This window comes from Pseudomonas sp. KBN10P06128, assembly GCF_037574945.1.
GTDB lineage: Bacteria > Pseudomonadota > Gammaproteobacteria > Pseudomonadales > Pseudomonadaceae > Pseudomonas > Pseudomonas aeruginosa.
Genome location: NZ_JBBELR010000001.1, coordinates 1,209,797 through 1,226,777, shown reverse-complemented (window position 1 = coordinate 1,226,777; position 16,981 = coordinate 1,209,797). Strand labels below are relative to the sequence as shown.

Below are 16,981 nucleotides of genomic sequence, written 5' to 3'. Positions count from 1 at the left end.
TCGCCTCAGCCGCCGCTCATGTTCATGAAGCGCAGCACCTGCACCTCGCCGGCGGCGCTGAATTCATGGCGCGCCGGCTTGCGCTGGAGCGCCTCGCCGATCGCTTCCAGCAACGGCCCGTCGTGCAGCGGGTGGCGGCGCAGCAGCGCGCGCAGGTCGAGCGAATGCTCGTGGCCGAGGCACAGCAGCAGGCGGCCCTCGACGGTCAGGCGCAGGCGGTTGCAGGTGGCGCAGAAGTTGTGCGAGTGCGGCGAGATGAAGCCGATGCGTGTCTGCGGATGCTCGACCAGGCGCACGTAGCGCGCCGGCCCGCCGCTCTGCTCGGCGCTGTCGAGCAAGGCGTGGCGCTGGGCGATCAGCGCGCGTACTTCGTCGCTGGAGCAGAAGCTCTCGCCACGTTCGCGGCCGACCTGGCCAAGCGGCATCTCCTCGATGAAGCTGATATCCAGGCCGCGGGCGATGGCGAAGTCCACCAGCGCCGGCACCTCATCGGCGTTGCGCCCCTTCATCACCACCGCGTTCAGCTTGATCCGGCGGAAACCGGCGGCCTGGGCGGCGTCGATGCCAGCCAGCACCTTGTCCAGCTCGCCGTTGCGGGTGATCGCCCGGAAGCGCAGCGGATCGAGGGTGTCGAGGCTGATGTTGAGACGCGACAGGCCGGCGTCGTACAACGGCCGGGCGTAGCGCACCAGTTGCGAGCCGTTGCTGGTCATGCACAGTTCGCGCAACCCCGGCAGTGCCGCCAGGCGCTCGCACAGGCCGACGATGCCGGGCCGCACCAGCGGCTCGCCGCCGGTCAGGCGCAGCTTGCGCACGCCGCCGGCGACGAACAGCCGGGCGACCCGCTCGATCTCCTCCAGGGTCAGCACCTGCTGGCGCGGCAGGAAGCGCATGTCCTCGGCCATGCAGTAGACACAGCGGAAGTCGCAACGGTCGGTGACCGACAGGCGCAGGTAGTCGATCTGTCGGCCTTGGCCATCGATCCAGTCGGTCATGTCCTGGGTACTCCGATTGATGTGCGGGAGGAAGAGGGAAACAACGGCGCCGAAACCTATTGCACCAGCGCCCCATCCGCGCCCTCGAAGGCGAAGCCCTCGATGCAGGCGTCTCCCGCCAGCACGCCGATGTACTGCCCCACGGCCCGCTGCAACACTTGCGCTTGCAGGTGCGCGGCGATTTGCGCGCGGGCCGCGTCGAAGTCGAGCGGCTCGCCGCCCTCGCGCGCCAGCAGTTCCACCACATGCAGGCCATAGCGGCTTTCCAGCGGATGCTCCAGCAGCCCGGGCGCGCGGCGCAGCAGGCGCTTCTCGAATTCGGGGACGGTCTGCCCCGGCTCGATCCAGCCGAGGTCGCCGCCCGCCTCCTTCGACGGACAGGCGGAGAAACGCCGGGCCAGGTCGACGAAGCGCTCGGGATGCCCGCGCAACTCGTCGAGCAGCTCCGCGGCCTGCTTGCGCGCCGTCTCGCGGCCTTCCAGGTCGTCCGGCGCGCAGGCCAGCAGCACATGGCGCAATTGCAGGCGCCAGGGGCCGAGCAGGCGTCCCGGATTGGCCGCGTACCAGGTCCGGCAGGCGTCTTCGTCGGCTTCCGGGACCTGCACCTCTTCCTCCAGCAATTGGCGGATGCGCGCTTCCTCCGGCGTCTCGCCGTCTTCGCAGCGGGCCTCGATGCCCAGCGCGTCGGCCCGTTGCAGGAGCAACTGGCGGACGATCAGCGCACGGCAGGCGGCCTCCAGCGCCAGCGCGTAGCTGTCCGCCGGGTGGTATTGCAGTTCGCGGGCCAGCAGGTCTTCGCCGATGGCCACGCCGTTGACCTTCAGTTGCGGCAGTTCGACCTTCTCGACGCGTTCTTCGTAGTGGGAGCAACTCATGATCGATCACCTCGGTTCGGCGGGCCGGCGCCGGATGCGCCGGCCGCCCAGGGTTCAGGCAGGACGTTTCTGACGCACGATCTGGTAGCGCCGGCCCAGGTACCACACCGGCGCGCTGACGATGTGCACCAGGCGGGTGAAGGGGAACAGCACGAACAGGGTCAGGCCCAGGCCGACGTGCAGCTTGTAGACCAGGCCCACCGGCGCGATGGCCTCGGCCGCCGCCAGCGGACGCAGGGTGACGATGGCCTGGGCCCAGTCGGCGAGCATCACCATCACCGAGCCATCCATGTGATGGGTCGAGGCGACGATGGTGGAGAGGCCGAGGATCAGCTGGGCGTAGAGCACCAGCAGGATCATCAGGTCAGAGGCGTTGCCGGTGGCGCGCACCCGCGCGTCGGTCAGGCGGCGCAGGATCAGTCCGCTCAGGCCGATGAAGCAGAGCACGCCGAAGAAGCCGCCGGAGACCATCGCCAGCAGTTGCTTGTTCTCGGTGCTGATCAGGTGGTGGTAGACCGAGGCCGGGGTCAGCAGGCCGACGAAGTGGCCGGCGAGGATGAACAGCACGCCGACGTGGAACAGGTTGCTGTATACCCGCATGCCCTTCTTGCTGAGCATCTGGCTGGAACCGGCCTTCCAGGTGTACTGCGAGAGGTCGAAGCGCGCCCAGCTGCCGACCAGGCAGATCAGCAGCGCGACATAGGGATAGATCCCGAAGAACAGAAGATTGGTCGACATGCTCAGACTCCTTCGCGGGCCGCGCGGTACTGCATCTGCGGTACCGGCTGGGCGACCCATTGCAATGGTTGTTCGGTGGACGCCGTCGGACGGCGGCCGCTGCTCGACGGGCAACCGCCGGCAGGGTCGGTGAAACTCACCGGGGTTTCCTCCCAGGCCCGGTCGATGGCCTCCAGGCTGTCGTCGCGCTGTTCCTGGGCCTGGTCGCGACGCAACGCGCCGAGGTCCGGGCGCTCGCCGCCGAGTTCCAGCAACGCCTCGAAAATCGCCGCGTAGGCGCTGCCGCGTTCCTCCAGGCGCAGCGCCAGCAGGCCGAGGATGTGCGCCACTTCGGCGAGCCCTTCGCTGGCCGCCGCGAACGGCAGCAGCGACAGGTATTCGAGGTACAGCGGCAGGTAGTCCGGCAGCTCCGGTACGTCGATCTGCAGGCCGGCCCCGGTATAGCGGTCGAGCAGGTCGACCATCGCCTGGCCACGGTCGCGGCTCTCGCCGTGGACGTGCTCGAAGAGCAGCAGCGAGACCGAGCGGCCGCGCTCGAAGAGACCGTCGTAGCGCGCCTGGACGTCCAGCAGGTCGCCCTGGCAGAGCTCGTTGAGCAGCGCCGCGAGGCCGTCGCGCAGCGCTTCCGGCAGTTCGCAGGTGCGGATCAGCGCATGCAGGCCGAGGCTCTCCTCGCGCAGCTCGGCGCGTGGATAGTCGAGCAGCAGGGCGAGCAGGCGGAACAGTTGGCTGTGATCGTTCATGGCGCTCACTCCTGGATCTGCACGACCTGGATCACGTCGCGGCGGTTGGTCGGCTTGCCGCCGAACAGGTTGACGGCGGAGTTGCTGCCGCCGGAACAGCCGTTGCCGAAGCTGAAGCCGCAGCCGGAACGCTCGGCGAAGGCATCGGAAAGCGCTTCCTCGCGGTGCGCGCTGGGGATCACGAAGCGATCCTCGTAGTTGGCGATGGCCAGGTAGCGGTACATCTCCTCCACCTGCTCCACGCTCAACCCGACCTTGGCCAGTACCTCCAGGTCCTGGCGGCCTTCGACGTGCTCGGCGCGCTTGTAGGCGCGCATCGCCAGCAGGCGCTTGAGCGCCAGCAGCACCGGCGCGGTGTCGCCGGCGGTGAGCAGGTTGGCCAGGTACTGCACGGGGATGCGCAGCGACTCGACGTCCGGGATCACCCCGTCGCTGCCGATGTGCCCCTCGGCGGCGGCGTTCTGGATCGGCGACAGCGGCGGCACGTACCAGACCATCGGCAGCGTGCGGTATTCCGGGTGCAGCGGCAGGGCCAGCTTCCAGTCCATCGCCAGCTTGTACACCGGCGACTTCTGCGCCGCCTCGATGACGCTGTCGGCCACCCCGTCCTTGCGCGCCTGGGCGATCACCGCCGGGTCGAACGGATCGAGGAAGATCTCCAGTTGCTTCTCGTACAGCTCGCGCTCGTTCTCGCAACTGGCCACTTCGTGGATGCGGTCGGCGTCGTAGAGCAGCACGCCGAGGTAGCGGATGCGCCCGACGCAGGTCTCCGAGCAGACGGTGGGCTGGCCGGCCTCGATGCGCGGGTAGCAGAAGATGCACTTCTCGGACTTGCCGCTCTTCCAGTTGAAGTAGATCTTCTTGTACGGGCAGCCGGAGATGCACATCCGCCAGCCGCGGCACTTGTCCTGGTCGATCAGGACGATGCCGTCCTCCTCGCGCTTGTAGATCGCCCCGCTCGGGCAGGACGCCACGCACGCCGGGTTCAGGCAGTGCTCGCAGAGGCGCGGCAGGTACATCATGAAGGTGTTCTCGTACTCACCGTAGATGTCCGCCTGGACCTGGTCGAAGTTCTTGTCCTTGCGCCGCTTGGCGAACTCGGTGCCGAGGATCTCCTCCCAGTTCGGGCCCCACTCGATCTTCTCCATGCGCTGCCCGGAGACCAGCGAGCGCGGGCGCGCCACCGGCTGGTGCTCGGCCTTGGGCGCGGTATGCAGGTGCTGGTAATCGAAGTCGAACGGTTCGTAGTAGTCGTCGATCTCGGGCAGGTCCGGGTTGGCGAAGATGTTCGCCAGCACGCGGAACTTGCCGCCGATGCGCGGGCGGATCGAACCGTCCGCCGCGCGCACCCAGCCGCCCTTCCACTTCTCCTGGTTTTCCCATTCCTTCGGGTAGCCGATCCCGGGCTTGGTCTCGACGTTGTTGAACCAGGCGTACTCCATGCCTTCGCGGCTGGTCCAGACGTTCTTGCAGGTGATCGAGCAGGTGTGGCAACCAATGCACTTGTCGAGGTTCAGCACCATGCCGACTTGCGAACGAATTTTCATGGCGTCTCTCCTCAAATGTCCTGGGGCAGCGGTTGCGGCAGGGCGTCGCCGCCGAGTCCGCCGTGGCGGGGTTCGTCCAGCCAGTCGACCTTGCTCATCTTGCGCACCACGACGAACTCGTCGCGGTTGCAGCCGACCGTGCCGTAGTAGTTGAAGCCCCAGGCCTGCTGGGCGTAGCCGCCGATCATGTGGGTCGGCTTGAGCACCACGCGGGTCACCGAGTTGTGGTGGCCGCCACGGGTGCCGGTGGTCTCGCTGCCGGGTACGTTCACGATGCGTTCCTGGGCGTGGTACATCATCACCATGCCGTCCTTGACCCGCTGGCTGACCACCGCGCGGCAGGTCGCCGCGCCGTTGGCGTTGAACACCTCGACCCAGTCGTTATCGACGATCCCGGCCTTGGCCGCGTCGTGCTCGCTGAGCCAGATGATCGGACCGCCGCGCGACAGGGTGAGCATCAGCAGGTTGTCGCTGTAGGTGGAGTGGATGCCCCATTTCTGGTGGGGGGTGATCCAGTTCAGGGTGATCTCCGGGTTGCCGTTGGGCTTCCTGTTCAACAGCTTCTCGGTGGTCCGGGTGTTGACCGGCGGCCGGTAGCTGACGAAGCCTTCGCCGAACGCCTGCATCCACGGGTGGTCCTGGTAGAACTGCTGGCGACCGGTGATGGTGCGCCACGGGATCAGCTCGTGGACGTTGGTGTAGCCGGCGTTGTAGCTGACGTGCTCGTCCTCGAGGCCGGACCAGGTCGGGCTGGAGATGATCTTGCGCGGCTGCACCTGGATGTCGCGGAAGCGGATCTTCTCGTCTTCCTTGGGCAGCGCCAGGTGGGCGTGCTCGCGGCCGGTGATCTTCGACAGCGCTTCCCAGGCCTTGACCGCGACCTGGCCGTTGGTTTCCGGAGCCAGGGCGAGGACCACCTCGGCGGCGTCGATGGCGCTGTCGATGCGCGGCCGGCCCTGGCTGACGCCGCTCTCGACGACGCGATGGTTGAGGTCGCCGACCAGCTTCACTTCCTTCTCGGTGTTCCAGCCGATGCCCTTGCCGCCGTTGCCCAGCTTGTCCAGCAGCGGACCGAGCGAGGTGAACTTGCGGTAGACGTTCGGGTAGTCGCGCTCGACCAGGTGCAGCGTCGGCAGGTTGCGTCCCGGCATCGGCTCGCACTCGCCCTTCTTCCAGTCATGGCCGTCGCCGCCGAACGGCTGCGCCAGCTCGGTGGGGGTGTCGTGCAGCAGCGGCACCGTGACCAGGTCCTGCTCCACGCCGAGGTGGCCTTCGGCGACGGCGGAGAACTTCTTGGCGATGGCCTTGTAGATCTCCCAGTCGCTCTTGGCTTCCCAGGCCGGATCGGTGGCCGCCGACAGCGGATGGATGAAGGGGTGCATGTCGGAGGTGTTGAGGTCGTCCTTCTCGTACCAGGTAGCGGTCGGCAGGACGATGTCCGAGTACATGCAGGTGGAGGACATGCGGAAGTCCAGGGTGGTGACCAGGTCGAGCTTGCCCTCGGCACCGTCGTCGACCCAGTCGACCTCGGTGGGACGCGGACCGCCGGCCTTGCCGAGGTCATCGTTCATCACCCCGTTCTTCGCCCCGAGCAGGTACTTGAGCATGTACTCGTGGCCCTTGCCGGAGGAGCCCAGCAGGTTGGAGCGCCAGATGAACATGTTGCGCGGGAAGTTCTGCGGATCGTCCGGCGATTCGCTGGCGAAGCGCAGGCCGCCGCTCTTCAGTTCGCGCACCACGTAGTCGGCGACCGGCAGGCCGGCGGCCTCGGCCTCGGCGGCGATGCGCAGCGGGTTGCGGTTCAGTTGCGGCGCCGACGGCAGCCAGCCGAGGCGTTCGGCCTGGATGTTGTAGTCCAGGGCGTGTTCGGCGAAGCGGCTGGCGTCGGCCAGCGGCGACAGCACCTCGTGCATCGACAGCTTCTCGTGGCGCCATTGCGAGCTGTGCAGGTAGAAGAAGCTGGTGCCGTTCATCTGCCGCGGCGGCCGGCTCCAGTCCAGGCCGAAGGCCAGCGGCGCCCAGCCGGTCTGCGGGCGCAGCTTCTCCTGGCCGACATAGTGCGCCCAGCCGCCGCCGCTCTGGCCGATGCAGCCGCACATCATCAGCATGTTGATGACCGCGCGGTAGTTCATGTCCATGTGGTACCAGTGGTTCATCGCCGCGCCGATGATCACCATCGCCTTGCCGCGGGTCTTGTCGGCGCTGTCGGCGAACTCGCGGGCGACCTGCGTCGCGCGCGCCGCCGGAACGCCGGTGATGCGCTCCTGCCAGGCCGGGGTATAGGGCGTGTCGGCGTCCTCGTAGGAGGTCGCCACGTTGTCGCCGCCCAGGCCGCGGTCGATGCTGTAGTTGGCCATCTGCAGGTCGTAGACGGTGGCCACCCGCAGGCGCTTGCCGTCCGCCGCGACGATCTCGCGGAACGGCACCCGGCGCAGCAGTACCTCGTCGTTAGCGACGCCCTTGAAGTGCGGGTGCTCCTGCCCGGCGAAATACGGGAAGGCCACCTCGCAGGCATGTTCCGGGCCATCGAGCAGCGACAGTTGCAGGCGCGTCTGGTCACCGCTCCTGCCGTCCAGCTCGGCGATGTTCCACTTGCCTGACTCGCCCCAGCGATAGCCGATGGCGCCGGTGGGCGAGACCAGCCCGCCGCTGCGCTCGTCGTAGGCGATGGTCTTCCACTCGGGGTTGTTGTCCTGGCCGAGGTTGTCCGCCAGGTCGGCGGCGCGCAGGTAGCGGGTCGGCTTGAACGCGCCGCCGGCGTGTTCTTCCAGCAACACCAGCATCGGCATGTCGGTGTACTGGCGGCAGTAGTCGACGAAGTAGGCGCTCGGCCGGTCGAGGTGGAATTCCTTCAGGATCACGTGACCGAAGGCCATGCCCAGCGCGGCGTCGGTGCCCTGCTTGGGGTTGAGCCAGAGGTCGGTGAGCTTGGCCACCTCGGAATAGTCCGGGGTGATGGAGACGGTCTTGGTGCCCTTGTAGCGCACCTCGGTGAAGAAGTGCGCGTCCGGGGTCCGCGTCTGCGGCACGTTGGAGCCCCAGGCGATGATGTAGCTGGAGTTGTACCAGTCGGCCGACTCCGGCACGTCGGTCTGCTCGCCCCAGATCTGCGGGCTGGCCGGCGGCAGGTCGCAGTACCAGTCGTAGAAGCTCAGGCAGACCCCGCCGATCAGCGACAGGTAGCGGGCGCCGGCGGCGTAGCTGACCATCGACATGGCCGGGATCGGCGAGAAGCCGATCACCCGGTCCGGACCGTAGGTCTTGGCGGTGTAGACGTTGGCCGCGGCGATGATCTCGGTGACCTCGTCCCAGCTGGAACGGACGAAGCCGCCCAGGCCGCGCTGGCTCTTGTAGCTCTTCGCCTTGGCGGCGTCCTCGACGATGCTGGCCCAGGCGTTCACCGGGTCGCCGTGCTGCGCCCGCGCCTCGCGCCAGAGCTTGAGCAACGGCTTGCGCACCTTCGGGTACTTCAGGCGGTTGGCGCTGTAGATGTACCAGGAATAGCTGGCCCCGCGCGGGCAGCCGCGCGGCTCGTGGTTGGGCAGGTCCGGACGGGTGCGCGGGTAGTCGGTCTGCTGGGTTTCCCAGGTGATCAGGCCGTTCTTCACGTAGATCTTCCAGGAGCAGGAGCCGGTGCAGTTCACCCCGTGGGTGGAGCGCACGATCTTGTCGTGCTGCCAGCGCTGCCGGTAGGCACCTTCCCAGGCGCGGCTCTCGTTGCTGGTCTCGCCGTGGCCATCGGCGAATTCGCCCTGCTTCTTCTTGAAGAACTGCAGGCGGTCGAGCAGGTGACTCATCTTGATCTCCTCACCCGGTCTGTGCCGGGCGTTACAACGCTAATCAGGGGTTGCCGCGGGCTGCTGCCGACGGACTCAACAGGGACTCTCCGCACCCTTGCGCGCGTACCACCACCAGGTGGCGACGATGCAGCTCAGGTAGTAGGCGATGAACACGTAGAGGGCGCCCTCGGCGCTGCCGGTCATGTGCAGCGAGGTGCCGAACGCCTTCGGGATGAAGAACCCGCCGAAGGCGCCGATGGCGGCGGAGAAGCCGATCACCGCGGCCGACTCCATGCTCGCGTTGCGCGCCGCGCCGGCTTCGTCGGCCTGGCCGTCGCGCACCCGCCGGGCCCACTCGTTGCGGAAGATCACCGGGATCATGCGGAAGGTGGAACCGTTGCCGATGCCGGCGAAGAAGAACAGCAGGATGAAGGCGCCAAGGAAGCCGAAGAAGTTGCCCTGGCCGCCGTCGCCCGGCAGGAAGGCGATCACCGTGAACACCCCGCCGATCATCAGTGCGTAGTTCCACAGGGTGATCCGCGCGCCGCCGAACTTGTCCGCCAGCCAGCCGCCCAGGGGCCGGCTGAGGGCGCCCACCAGCGGACCGAGGAAGGCGTATTGCAGCGGGTTGATGTCGGGGAACTGGGTCTTGCTGAGCATCGCGAAGCCGGCCGAGAAGCCGATGAACGAGCCGAAGGTGGCCACGTACAGCCAGCACATCAGCCAGTTGTGCTTGCGCTTGAAGATCACCGCCTGGTCGCGGAACGAGGCCTTGGCGTCGGCGATGTCGTTCATCCCGAACCAGGCCGCGACCGATACCACGGCGATGAACGGCACCCAGATCCAGCCGGCGTTCTGCAGCCACAGGCGACCGCCGTCGCCGAGCTGCTGCGGCTCGCCGCCGAAGGCGCCGAACAGGCCGCCGGCCACCGCCAGCGGCACGGCGAACTGCATCACCGAGACGCCGAGGTTGCCGAGCCCGGCATTCAGGCCGAGGGCGGTGCCCTGCTGGCTCTTCGGATAGAAGAAGCTGATGTTGGACATGCTCGAGGCGAAGTTGCCGCCGCCGAAGCCGCAGAGCAGCGCGATCAGGGCGAACACCCAGTACGGGGTGCTCGGGTCCTGCACGGCGAAGCCCAGCCAGATGCACGGGATCAGCATCGAGGCGGTGCTCAGGGCGGTCCAGCGACGGCCGCCGAAGATCGGCACCATGAACGAATAGAACACCCGCAGGGTGGCGCCGGAGATCGACGGCAGCGCCGCGAGCAGGAACAGCTGGTCGTTGCTGAAGGCGAAGCCGGCGCTGTTCAGGCGCACGGTCACCGTGCTCCAGATCATCCACACGGCGAAGGCGAGCAGCAGCGCGGGGATCGAGATCCACAGGTTGCGGCTGGCGATGCGCTTGCCGTTGCGCGCCCAGAACTCGGGGTCCTCGGGGCGCCAGTCGAGCAGCAGCGGTCCCCGTGCGGCTTTCAGTTGGGTATTGGCGATCATGCCCATGACGGCATTACCTCAGGAGTGGGTGGGAAGGGTGGGAGGAAGGTCGACGTCGGCCGAGACGGCCTGGCCGTCGATGCGGCGTTGCTGCTTGATCGCGTAGTGCATCCAGACCATGCAGACCACGGTCAGGCCGAACAGCAACATGAAGCAGGAGGAGCGCACGCCGATGTGGTCGGCGGCGTAGCCGAACAGGATCGGCAGGCAGAAGCCGCCGAGGCCGCCGATCACCCCGACCATGCCGCCGACGGTGCCCATGTTGCTCGGGTAGTAGTCGTGGATGATCCGGTACACGCTGGCCTTGCCGAAGCCCTGGGCGATGCCGACGACGAACACCAGGAAGGTGAACAGCCAGACGTTCAGGCCGATGCCCAGGCTGAGGTCGCCCTGGATGCCGTGGATGGTCATGGTGGTTTGCGGGTAGGAGAGGAAGAACAGGCACACCAGGCAGACCCAGAACACGCCCCAGTTCACCGAGCGCGCGCCGTAGTGGTCGCTGAACCAGCCGCCGAGGGCGCGGATCAGGCCGGACGGCAGGGTGAACAGCATGGTGATGAAGGACGCGGTCTTCAGGTCCAGGCCGTATTCGGCGATGTAGTACTTCGGCAGCCACAGGGCCAGGGCGACGAAGCCGCCGAAGACGAAGAAGTAGTACAGGCCGAAGCGCCAGACGCGCAGCTCGGCGAGCGGCGCCAGTTGCTTGGCCAGGGTCGGCCGCTGGCTGGCCTCGACGGCACCCTTGAGGTGCGCCGGATCGGTCCAGGTGAACAGCCAGAACAGCACGGCGGTGACCAGCATGGCCACCGAGTAGACCTGCGGCACCATGCGCCAGCCGAAGGCGACCACGATCATCGGCGCCACCAGGTTGGTGATCGCCGCGCCGGCGTTGCCGGCGCCGAAGATGCCCATCGCGGTGCCCTGGCGCTCCTTCTCGAACCAGGCCGAGGTGTAGGCGATGCCGACCGCGAAGGAGCCGCCAGCCAGGCCGACGAACAGGCCGAGCACCAGGTAGTGCCAGTACTGGCTGGCGAAGGCCAGGCCGTAGATCGGGATGGCCACCAGCAGCATGTGGATGAAGAACACGATGCGGCCGCCGAAGCGGTCGGTGATCAGGCCCAGCGGCAGGCGCACCAGGGAGCCGGTGAGGATCGGCAGGGCGACCATCAGGCCGAACTGGGATTCGCTCAGGCCAAGCTCGTCCTTGATACGGATGCCGATGATCGAAAACATCGTCCACACGGCGAAATTCACCGCGAAGGACAAGGTACTCATACCGAGGACGGAGTACTGTTTCTGACGTAGGGAAGCCATGGCTAAACTCTCTGCACGGACAGCGTTCAGCGAGAGCCTAGGGAAGGTGTTCCTATGCAAATTTGATAGGAATCAATGAAATACCGGCCGTTCCGTGCCTAGATGCGCGCCCCTACCTCGAAAGAGGTATGGTCTGAATTATTGCGCAACCCACTGTTTTAAAAGGCTTTTCACATGAACAAGGCGACCGCGCCGGACGCTGACCAGCGGGACAGATTCTTTGGAGGTAGTGACAGGGCCGGAAAGCCGATCCTGCGCCGCTCCCTGGTAGTCCGCTTCGGCTGCTACCTCACCCTGCTGGTATCGCTGGCGCTGATCGGGATGTTCAGCGCCCTGCTCTTCGCCGACTACACGCACCAGGACGCCGCGGTGATCAACCACGCCGGCTCGTTGCGCATGCTCACCTACCGGGTCGCCCTGGAGCCCAGCCTGGAAGGCCGCCAGGCGCTGCTCGGGACCCTCGGCGAACGCCTCGACAGCGGCGACATCCGCCGCCTGCTGCAACGCCAGGATGCCGACGACCCGATCCGCCAGTTGCACCAGGAACTGCGCGAGGGCCTCGCGCGCCTGGACCCGCGCGCGCTGCCCGGACGCGCCGTGCTGGACGCCTACGTCGGCGACATCGACCGTTTCGTCGGCATCCTCCAGGCCAAGGCCGAGCGCCGCTCGCAACTGCTCAGCACGGTGCAGGGCCTGTGCCTGTTCCTCAGCCTGCTGGTGGTGTTCGTCACCCTCTACGACCTCAGCTATCACGTCATCGGCCCGCTGCGCGAACTCACCAGCACCGCCCGCCGCCTGGGCCGCGGCGAGCTGGACGCGCGGGTCACCTACAGCGGCGAGGACGAACTGGCGCAACTGGGCGAGCGCTTCAACCAGATGGCCGGCGAGCTGAAGAGCATCTACGGCGACCTGGAAGAGCGCGTGGAGGACAAGACCCGCGCCCTCTCGCAGAGCCACCAGCGCCTCGAACTGCTCTACGCCAGTGCCCGCCGGCTGGGCGAGAACCCCTACGACAGCCGCACCCTGCAACCGCTGCTGAACCAGTTGGAGAAAGTGCTAGACGCCGGCCGCGTGACCCTCTGCCTGAACAAGGACGGGGTCGAGCGCGCCTACAGTTCGCTGACCACCACCGAGCGCCCGGCGGACTTCTGCCTGCAGGGTGACTGCGGTAGCTGCCGCGAGCAGGCCAGCGCCTGCGACCAACCCTCGTCCCTGGCCCAGCCATTGCTGATGCAGCCCCTGTCCATCGCCGGCCACCGTTTCGGCGAACTGTTCATCGAAAGCCGCAGCGGCCGCCTGGAGAACTGGCAGCAGCAACTGATCGAGACCTTCTGCGACAACATCGCCCGCACCTTCGCCCTGTCCCTGCAACAGGAACAGGAAAGCCGCCTGGCCCTGTTCGCCGAGCGCGGCACCATCGCCCGTGAACTGCACGACTCGCTGGCACAGTCGCTGTCCTACCTGAAGATCCAGGTCAGCCGCCTGGGCACCCTGCTCAAGCGCGAGGCGCCGGCGGAGAAGATCGAGGACACCCTCGACGAACTACGCGAAGGCCTCAACGGCGCCTACCGGCAACTGCGCGAACTGCTCACCACCTTCCGCCTCAGCCTCGACGAGCCGAGCCTGGAAGCCGCGCTGGGGAACGCCGTGGCCGAGTTCGGCGAGCGCGGCGAGGTGGCGATCGAACTGGACAACCGCCTGCAACACGTGCCGCTGAGCCCCAACGAGGAAATCCACGTCCTGCAGATCGTCCGCGAGGCGCTCTCCAACGTGGTTCGCCATTCGCAGGCGCAACGGGCCTGGGTGCGCCTGAGCAGCCAGGCCGACGGCCAGGTGAGCATCGCCGTCGAGGACGATGGCGTCGGCTTTGATCCGCAGCAGAACCGCAGCGGCCACTATGGGCTTACCATCATGCAGGAGCGCGGCCAGACCCTCGGCAGCCAGTTGCGCTTCGAAGCGCGCGCGCCCCACGGCACGCGAGTGCTCTTCAGCTTCGTGCCGACCGCCCTGCAACCCTCCGCCGCCAAGGAGCCGACCCCATGACGGACATGCCAGCCACCGCCGACGAACCGGTTCGCCTGCTGCTGGTGGACGACCATCCGATGATGCGCAAGGGCGTCGCCCAGTTGCTCGAACTGGAAGACGACCTCAGCGTGGTCGGCGAGGCCGGCAGCGGCGAGGAAGCCCTGCGCCTGGCCGCCGAGCTGGACCCGGACATGATCCTGCTGGACCTGAACATGAAGGGCATGAACGGCCTGGACACCCTGCGCGCGTTGCGCGAGGCCGGAGTCGACGCGCGCATCGTGGTGTTCACCGTGTCCGACGACAAGGGCGACGTGGTCAACGTCCTGCGCGCCGGCGCCGACGGCTACCTGCTCAAGGACATGGAGCCGGAGCGCCTGCTCGAGCACATCCGCCAGGCCGCCACCGGATTGATGACCCTCAGCCCGCAGTTGACCCAGATCCTCGCCCAGGCCCTGCGGGGCGACGACCGCTCGAAGAGCCTCGACGAGCTGACCGAGCGCGAACGGCAGATCCTCCGCCAGATCGCCCACGGCTACAGCAACAAGATGATCGCGCGAAAGCTGGACATCACCGAAGGCACGGTGAAGGTCCATGTCAAGCGGGTGCTGCACAAGCTCGGCATGCGTTCGCGGGTCGAGGCGGCGGTGTGGGCGGTGGAGAACGACCTGGTGTAAGCCGCGCGCGGGCTTGATTCCGGTCAAGAAATCCACCGCGGCGCTGCGTCGATACTGGCGGCTTCCTTCCACGAGGCGCCCGTCATGATGTTCGAACGCAGCCCCGACGATCCCCTTCCCCTGGTCTACGCCTGCTCCGGCTGCTCCAACGTGGCGCAACTGGCCAACGATCTCGCGCTGCGCCTGGATCGCGCCCGGCTGGCGGAGATGTCCTGCATCGCCGGAGTCGGCGGCGACGTCCCGCTGCTGGTCCGCCGGGCCCGCTCCGGGCGACCGATCCTGGCCCTCGACGGTTGCCCGCTGCATTGCGTGAAAGGCTGCCTGGCGCGCCACGAGGTAGTCCCGACCCTGCACCTGACCCTCAGCGAACACGGCCTGAAGAAGCGCTACGGCGAGGACTGCGAGGCGCAGGACGCCGAGCGCCTGTTCGTCGAGCTGGAGCGTCTGCTGACGCCGGGCGGCAAGCGCCGCTGCGAATGACGGCGCGGCCGGGGGCGGCGGCTATCCTGCCGAAACCCGCATCCCCGCCTTTCGGCCTCCCTCGCGCATATCGCGGCGCCTCCGCCGCGTAAGCGAGCCCGTACCGCCTGCGATACGCAGCAGTGCGCTAGGATGTCCCCTCGGCTTCGAAGAAAGGACATTTCAATGCTGATCGGTGCGCTGCTGGTTCTCACCTGGGTCATCCTCCTCGTCCGATACCCGGCCAAGGCCCTGCCGGTCTCCCTGGCGGCTCTCGCCGGGCTGGGCCTGGTGGCGGCCTGGGTGATCTGGCAGGACAACGACGAAAGCCGCCACCTGCAACGCCAGGAACTGCGCCTGAGCTATGCGCCGGAACGCTGTCCGGTGGACCGGCCGCTGGCGGTCGAGCTGAAGAACGGCAGCGACCGTCCGTTGCTGGAGCTACGCTGGAGGATCGCCGCCTACCGCCCCGGCGACAGCGTCAACCTGGCCGACACCAGCTTCGACAGCCCGCGCTACCGGGCGCCGAACGCCCTGCTCGGCGGCGACAGCTGGCACGACTGCCTGCCGCTGCCGCCGCTGCGTCCGGGCTATCGCGCCAGCACCCTGGAATTCCGCGCCGAACGCCTGGACGGGCGTTTCGGCAACTGACCGAGGGAGGACCCGATGGAAACCCGCCGTCTGTTCGACCAGGGCTCCGCTGCCTACGCCAGCGCCCGCCCGCGTTATCCCGATGCGCTCTACCGCCATCTCGCCGGGCTCTGCGGCCAGCGCCGGCGCGCCTGGGACTGCGCCACCGGTACCGGCCAGGCCGCGCTCGGCCTGGCGCAGCACTTCGGCGAAGTCCTCGCCAGCGACACCAGCGCGCAGCAGATCGAACACGCCGTTGTCCATCCGGGTATCCGCTACAGCGTGCAGGACGCCGAAGCCACCGACTATCCCGACGCCGCCTTCGACCTGGTCTGCGTAGCCCAGGCCTGGCACTGGTTCGACCACTCGCGCTTCAACCGCGAGCTGCTGCGCGTGCTGCGTCCCGGCGGCGTATTCGCCGCCTGGGGCTACGGCTGGTTCAGCATCGACGCGCAGATCGATGCCGCCATCGACGAGGAATACCTGCGCCCGATCGGCCCGTACTGGGCGCAACAGAACCGCCTGCTGTGGAACGCCTACCGGGATGTCGAGCTGCCGCTGGGCGAACTCCCCGCGCCGGCCTTCGTCATCGAGCAACAATGGAGCCTGGCCCGGTTGTTCGACTACATGGCCACCTGGTCGGCCAGCCGCCTGTGCCGCGAGGCGCAGGGCAACGCTTTCGTGCGCCAGGCCCTGCAACGGGTCGCCGCGCTCTGGGGCGAGCCGACCTCGACACGCAGGGTTCGCATGCCGCTGGCGCTGCGGATCGCGCGCAAGGACGCCTGACCGAGCCTTCGGGCGGTTTTCCGCGGCCGGCGAATCCAGTACGGTAGGCCGCCCTCCTTCCAACTCCCAGCCAAGGAACGCCGCCCCATGAGCCAACCCGTCGCCTTCGTCACCGGCTGCTCCAGCGGCATCGGCCGCGCCCTCGCCGACGCCTTCCAGCGCGCCGGCTACCGGGTCTGGGCCAGCGCACGCAAGGAAGACGACGTGCGCGCCCTGGCCGAGGCCGGCTTCCAGGCGGTGCAACTGGACGTCAACGACGCCGCCGCGCTGGCCCGTCTGGCCGAGGAGCTGGAAGTCGAAGCCGCCGGCCTCGACGTCCTGGTCAACAACGCCGGCTACGGAGCCATGGGTCCGCTGCTGGACGGCGGCGTCGACGCCATGCGCCGGCAGTTCGAGACCAACGTGTTCGCCGTGGTCGGCGTGACCCGCGCGCTGTTCCCGCTGCTGAGGCGCAAGTCCGGCCTGGTGGTGAACGTCGGCAGCGTCTCCGGCGTGCTGGTCACGCCCTTCGCCGGCGCCTACTGCGCCTCCAAGGCCGCGGTGCATGCGCTGAGCGATGCCCTGCGCCTGGAACTGGCACCGTTCGGCGTCGAGGTGCTGGAAGTGCAGCCGGGCGCCATCGCCTCGAACTTCGGCGCCAGCGCCAGCCGCGAGATGGACAGCGTGGTCGACGAACGCTCGCCCTGGTGGCCGTTGCGCCGGCAGATCCAGGCGCGCGCCGCGGCATCCCAGGACAATCCCACGCCCGCCGAAGACTTCGCCCGCCAGTTGCTCGCCGCCGTGCAGCGCCGTCCGCGCCCGCCGCTGGTGCGCATCGGCAATGGCAGCCGGGCCCTGCCGGCGCTGGCCCGCTGGATGCCGCGCGGCCTGCTGGAGCGGCTGCTGAAGAAGCGCTTCGGCCTCGACACGCGCCTCTGAAACC

Annotated in this window: 14 protein-coding genes; 6 read left to right on the top strand and 8 right to left on the bottom strand. The window is 67.9% G+C overall.

Annotation, left to right across the window (positions count from 1 at the left end; translation table 11 throughout):
- Nucleotides 1-5 precede the first annotated feature (5 nt).
- The 8 genes from moaA to VQ065_RS05665 all read right to left on the bottom strand — a co-directional run bounded on the left by moaA (nucleotide 6) and on the right by VQ065_RS05665 (nucleotide 11,485).
- On the bottom strand, nucleotides 6-995 hold the full coding sequence (gene moaA, locus VQ065_RS05700; protein ID WP_003092949.1) for a GTP 3',8-cyclase MoaA: 990 nt from the start codon (nucleotides 993-995) through the stop codon (nucleotides 6-8).
- Between the two features lie 56 nt (nucleotides 996-1,051).
- The gene (locus tag VQ065_RS05695; protein ID WP_003092951.1) at nucleotides 1,052-1,870 is read right to left on the bottom strand and encodes a peptidylprolyl isomerase; all 819 of its coding nucleotides are present in this window, start codon (nucleotides 1,868-1,870) and stop codon (nucleotides 1,052-1,054) included.
- A gap of 54 nt (nucleotides 1,871-1,924) precedes the next feature.
- Nucleotides 1,925-2,608 carry a respiratory nitrate reductase subunit gamma gene (gene narI / locus VQ065_RS05690; protein WP_003092953.1) on the bottom strand — a complete coding sequence of 228 codons (684 nt, stop codon included), beginning with the start codon at nucleotides 2,606-2,608 and terminating at the stop codon, nucleotides 1,925-1,927.
- A 2-nt stretch (nucleotides 2,609-2,610) separates the two neighbouring features.
- Nucleotides 2,611-3,351: a nitrate reductase molybdenum cofactor assembly chaperone gene (gene narJ, locus VQ065_RS05685; protein ID WP_003092956.1), complete on the bottom strand. Its 741-nt coding sequence runs from the start codon at nucleotides 3,349-3,351 to the stop codon at nucleotides 2,611-2,613.
- A 5-nt stretch (nucleotides 3,352-3,356) separates the two neighbouring features.
- Entirely contained in the window at nucleotides 3,357-4,898 is a 1,542-nt protein-coding gene (gene narH, locus VQ065_RS05680; RefSeq protein ID WP_003092958.1) for a nitrate reductase subunit beta, read from the bottom strand.
- Nucleotides 4,899-4,909: 11 nt separating this feature from the next.
- A complete protein-coding gene (locus VQ065_RS05675; protein WP_003092960.1) occupies nucleotides 4,910-8,695 on the bottom strand; it encodes a nitrate reductase subunit alpha in 3,786 nt (1,261 codons plus the stop codon).
- A gap of 75 nt (nucleotides 8,696-8,770) precedes the next feature.
- Nucleotides 8,771-10,177, bottom strand: a complete 1,407-nt coding sequence (gene narK2, locus VQ065_RS05670) for a nitrate/nitrite transporter NarK2 (protein ID WP_003092963.1) — start codon at nucleotides 10,175-10,177, stop codon at nucleotides 8,771-8,773.
- A gap of 12 nt (nucleotides 10,178-10,189) precedes the next feature.
- The gene (locus VQ065_RS05665) at nucleotides 10,190-11,485 is read right to left on the bottom strand and encodes a nitrate/nitrite transporter (protein WP_014604018.1); all 1,296 of its coding nucleotides are present in this window, start codon (nucleotides 11,483-11,485) and stop codon (nucleotides 10,190-10,192) included.
- A gap of 174 nt (nucleotides 11,486-11,659) precedes the next feature.
- Here VQ065_RS05665 and narX point away from each other — a divergent pair, with 174 nt between their 5' ends.
- From narX to VQ065_RS05635, 6 genes are all read left to right on the top strand, one after another.
- Nucleotides 11,660-13,528 carry a two-component system sensor histidine kinase NarX gene (gene narX / locus VQ065_RS05660; RefSeq protein WP_003092966.1) on the top strand — a complete coding sequence of 623 codons (1,869 nt, stop codon included), beginning with the start codon at nucleotides 11,660-11,662 and terminating at the stop codon, nucleotides 13,526-13,528.
- Nucleotides 13,525-14,184 (top strand): two-component system response regulator NarL, encoded by a 660-nt coding sequence (gene narL / locus VQ065_RS05655; protein WP_340080370.1) that lies wholly within the window; start codon nucleotides 13,525-13,527, stop codon nucleotides 14,182-14,184. Before narX ends, narL begins: the two co-directional genes overlap by 4 nt.
- A gap of 84 nt (nucleotides 14,185-14,268) precedes the next feature.
- Nucleotides 14,269-14,664, top strand: coding sequence for an anaerobic/virulence modulator AnvM (gene anvM, locus VQ065_RS05650; RefSeq protein WP_003092971.1), 396 nt, complete (start codon nucleotides 14,269-14,271; stop codon nucleotides 14,662-14,664).
- Between the two features lie 165 nt (nucleotides 14,665-14,829).
- Nucleotides 14,830-15,294 carry a hypothetical protein gene (locus VQ065_RS05645; protein WP_003092973.1) on the top strand — a complete coding sequence of 155 codons (465 nt, stop codon included), beginning with the start codon at nucleotides 14,830-14,832 and terminating at the stop codon, nucleotides 15,292-15,294.
- Nucleotides 15,295-15,309: 15 nt separating this feature from the next.
- Nucleotides 15,310-16,059, top strand: coding sequence for a class I SAM-dependent methyltransferase (locus VQ065_RS05640; protein WP_003092974.1), 750 nt, complete (start codon nucleotides 15,310-15,312; stop codon nucleotides 16,057-16,059).
- 87 nt (nucleotides 16,060-16,146) lie between these two features.
- Nucleotides 16,147-16,977, top strand: coding sequence for an SDR family oxidoreductase (locus VQ065_RS05635; RefSeq protein WP_014604019.1), 831 nt, complete (start codon nucleotides 16,147-16,149; stop codon nucleotides 16,975-16,977).
- Nucleotides 16,978-16,981: the final 4 nt, after the last annotated feature.

Excerpts from the sequence above, each read along its gene's own strand:
- moaA (WP_003092949.1), bottom strand. The coding sequence starts at position 995 with ATGACCGACTGGATCGATGGCCAAGGCCGACAGATCGACTACCTGCGC.
- VQ065_RS05640 (WP_003092974.1), top strand. The coding sequence starts at position 15,310 with ATGGAAACCCGCCGTCTGTTCGACCAGGGCTCCGCTGCCTACGCCAGC.
- narX (WP_003092966.1), top strand. The coding sequence starts at position 11,660 with ATGAACAAGGCGACCGCGCCGGACGCTGACCAGCGGGACAGATTCTTT.
- VQ065_RS05665 (WP_014604018.1), bottom strand. The coding sequence starts at position 11,485 with ATGGCTTCCCTACGTCAGAAACAGTACTCCGTCCTCGGTATGAGTACC.
- narK2 (WP_003092963.1), bottom strand. The coding sequence starts at position 10,177 with ATGGGCATGATCGCCAATACCCAACTGAAAGCCGCACGGGGACCGCTG.
- narL (WP_340080370.1), top strand. The coding sequence starts at position 13,525 with ATGACGGACATGCCAGCCACCGCCGACGAACCGGTTCGCCTGCTGCTG.
- anvM (WP_003092971.1), top strand. The coding sequence starts at position 14,269 with ATGATGTTCGAACGCAGCCCCGACGATCCCCTTCCCCTGGTCTACGCC.
- narI (WP_003092953.1), bottom strand. The coding sequence starts at position 2,608 with ATGTCGACCAATCTTCTGTTCTTCGGGATCTATCCCTATGTCGCGCTG.
- narH (WP_003092958.1), bottom strand. The coding sequence starts at position 4,898 with ATGAAAATTCGTTCGCAAGTCGGCATGGTGCTGAACCTCGACAAGTGC.
- VQ065_RS05635 (WP_014604019.1), top strand. The coding sequence starts at position 16,147 with ATGAGCCAACCCGTCGCCTTCGTCACCGGCTGCTCCAGCGGCATCGGC.
- narJ (WP_003092956.1), bottom strand. The coding sequence starts at position 3,351 with ATGAACGATCACAGCCAACTGTTCCGCCTGCTCGCCCTGCTGCTCGAC.
- VQ065_RS05695 (WP_003092951.1), bottom strand. The coding sequence starts at position 1,870 with ATGAGTTGCTCCCACTACGAAGAACGCGTCGAGAAGGTCGAACTGCCG.
- VQ065_RS05645 (WP_003092973.1), top strand. The coding sequence starts at position 14,830 with ATGCTGATCGGTGCGCTGCTGGTTCTCACCTGGGTCATCCTCCTCGTC.
- VQ065_RS05675 (WP_003092960.1), bottom strand. The coding sequence starts at position 8,695 with ATGAGTCACCTGCTCGACCGCCTGCAGTTCTTCAAGAAGAAGCAGGGC.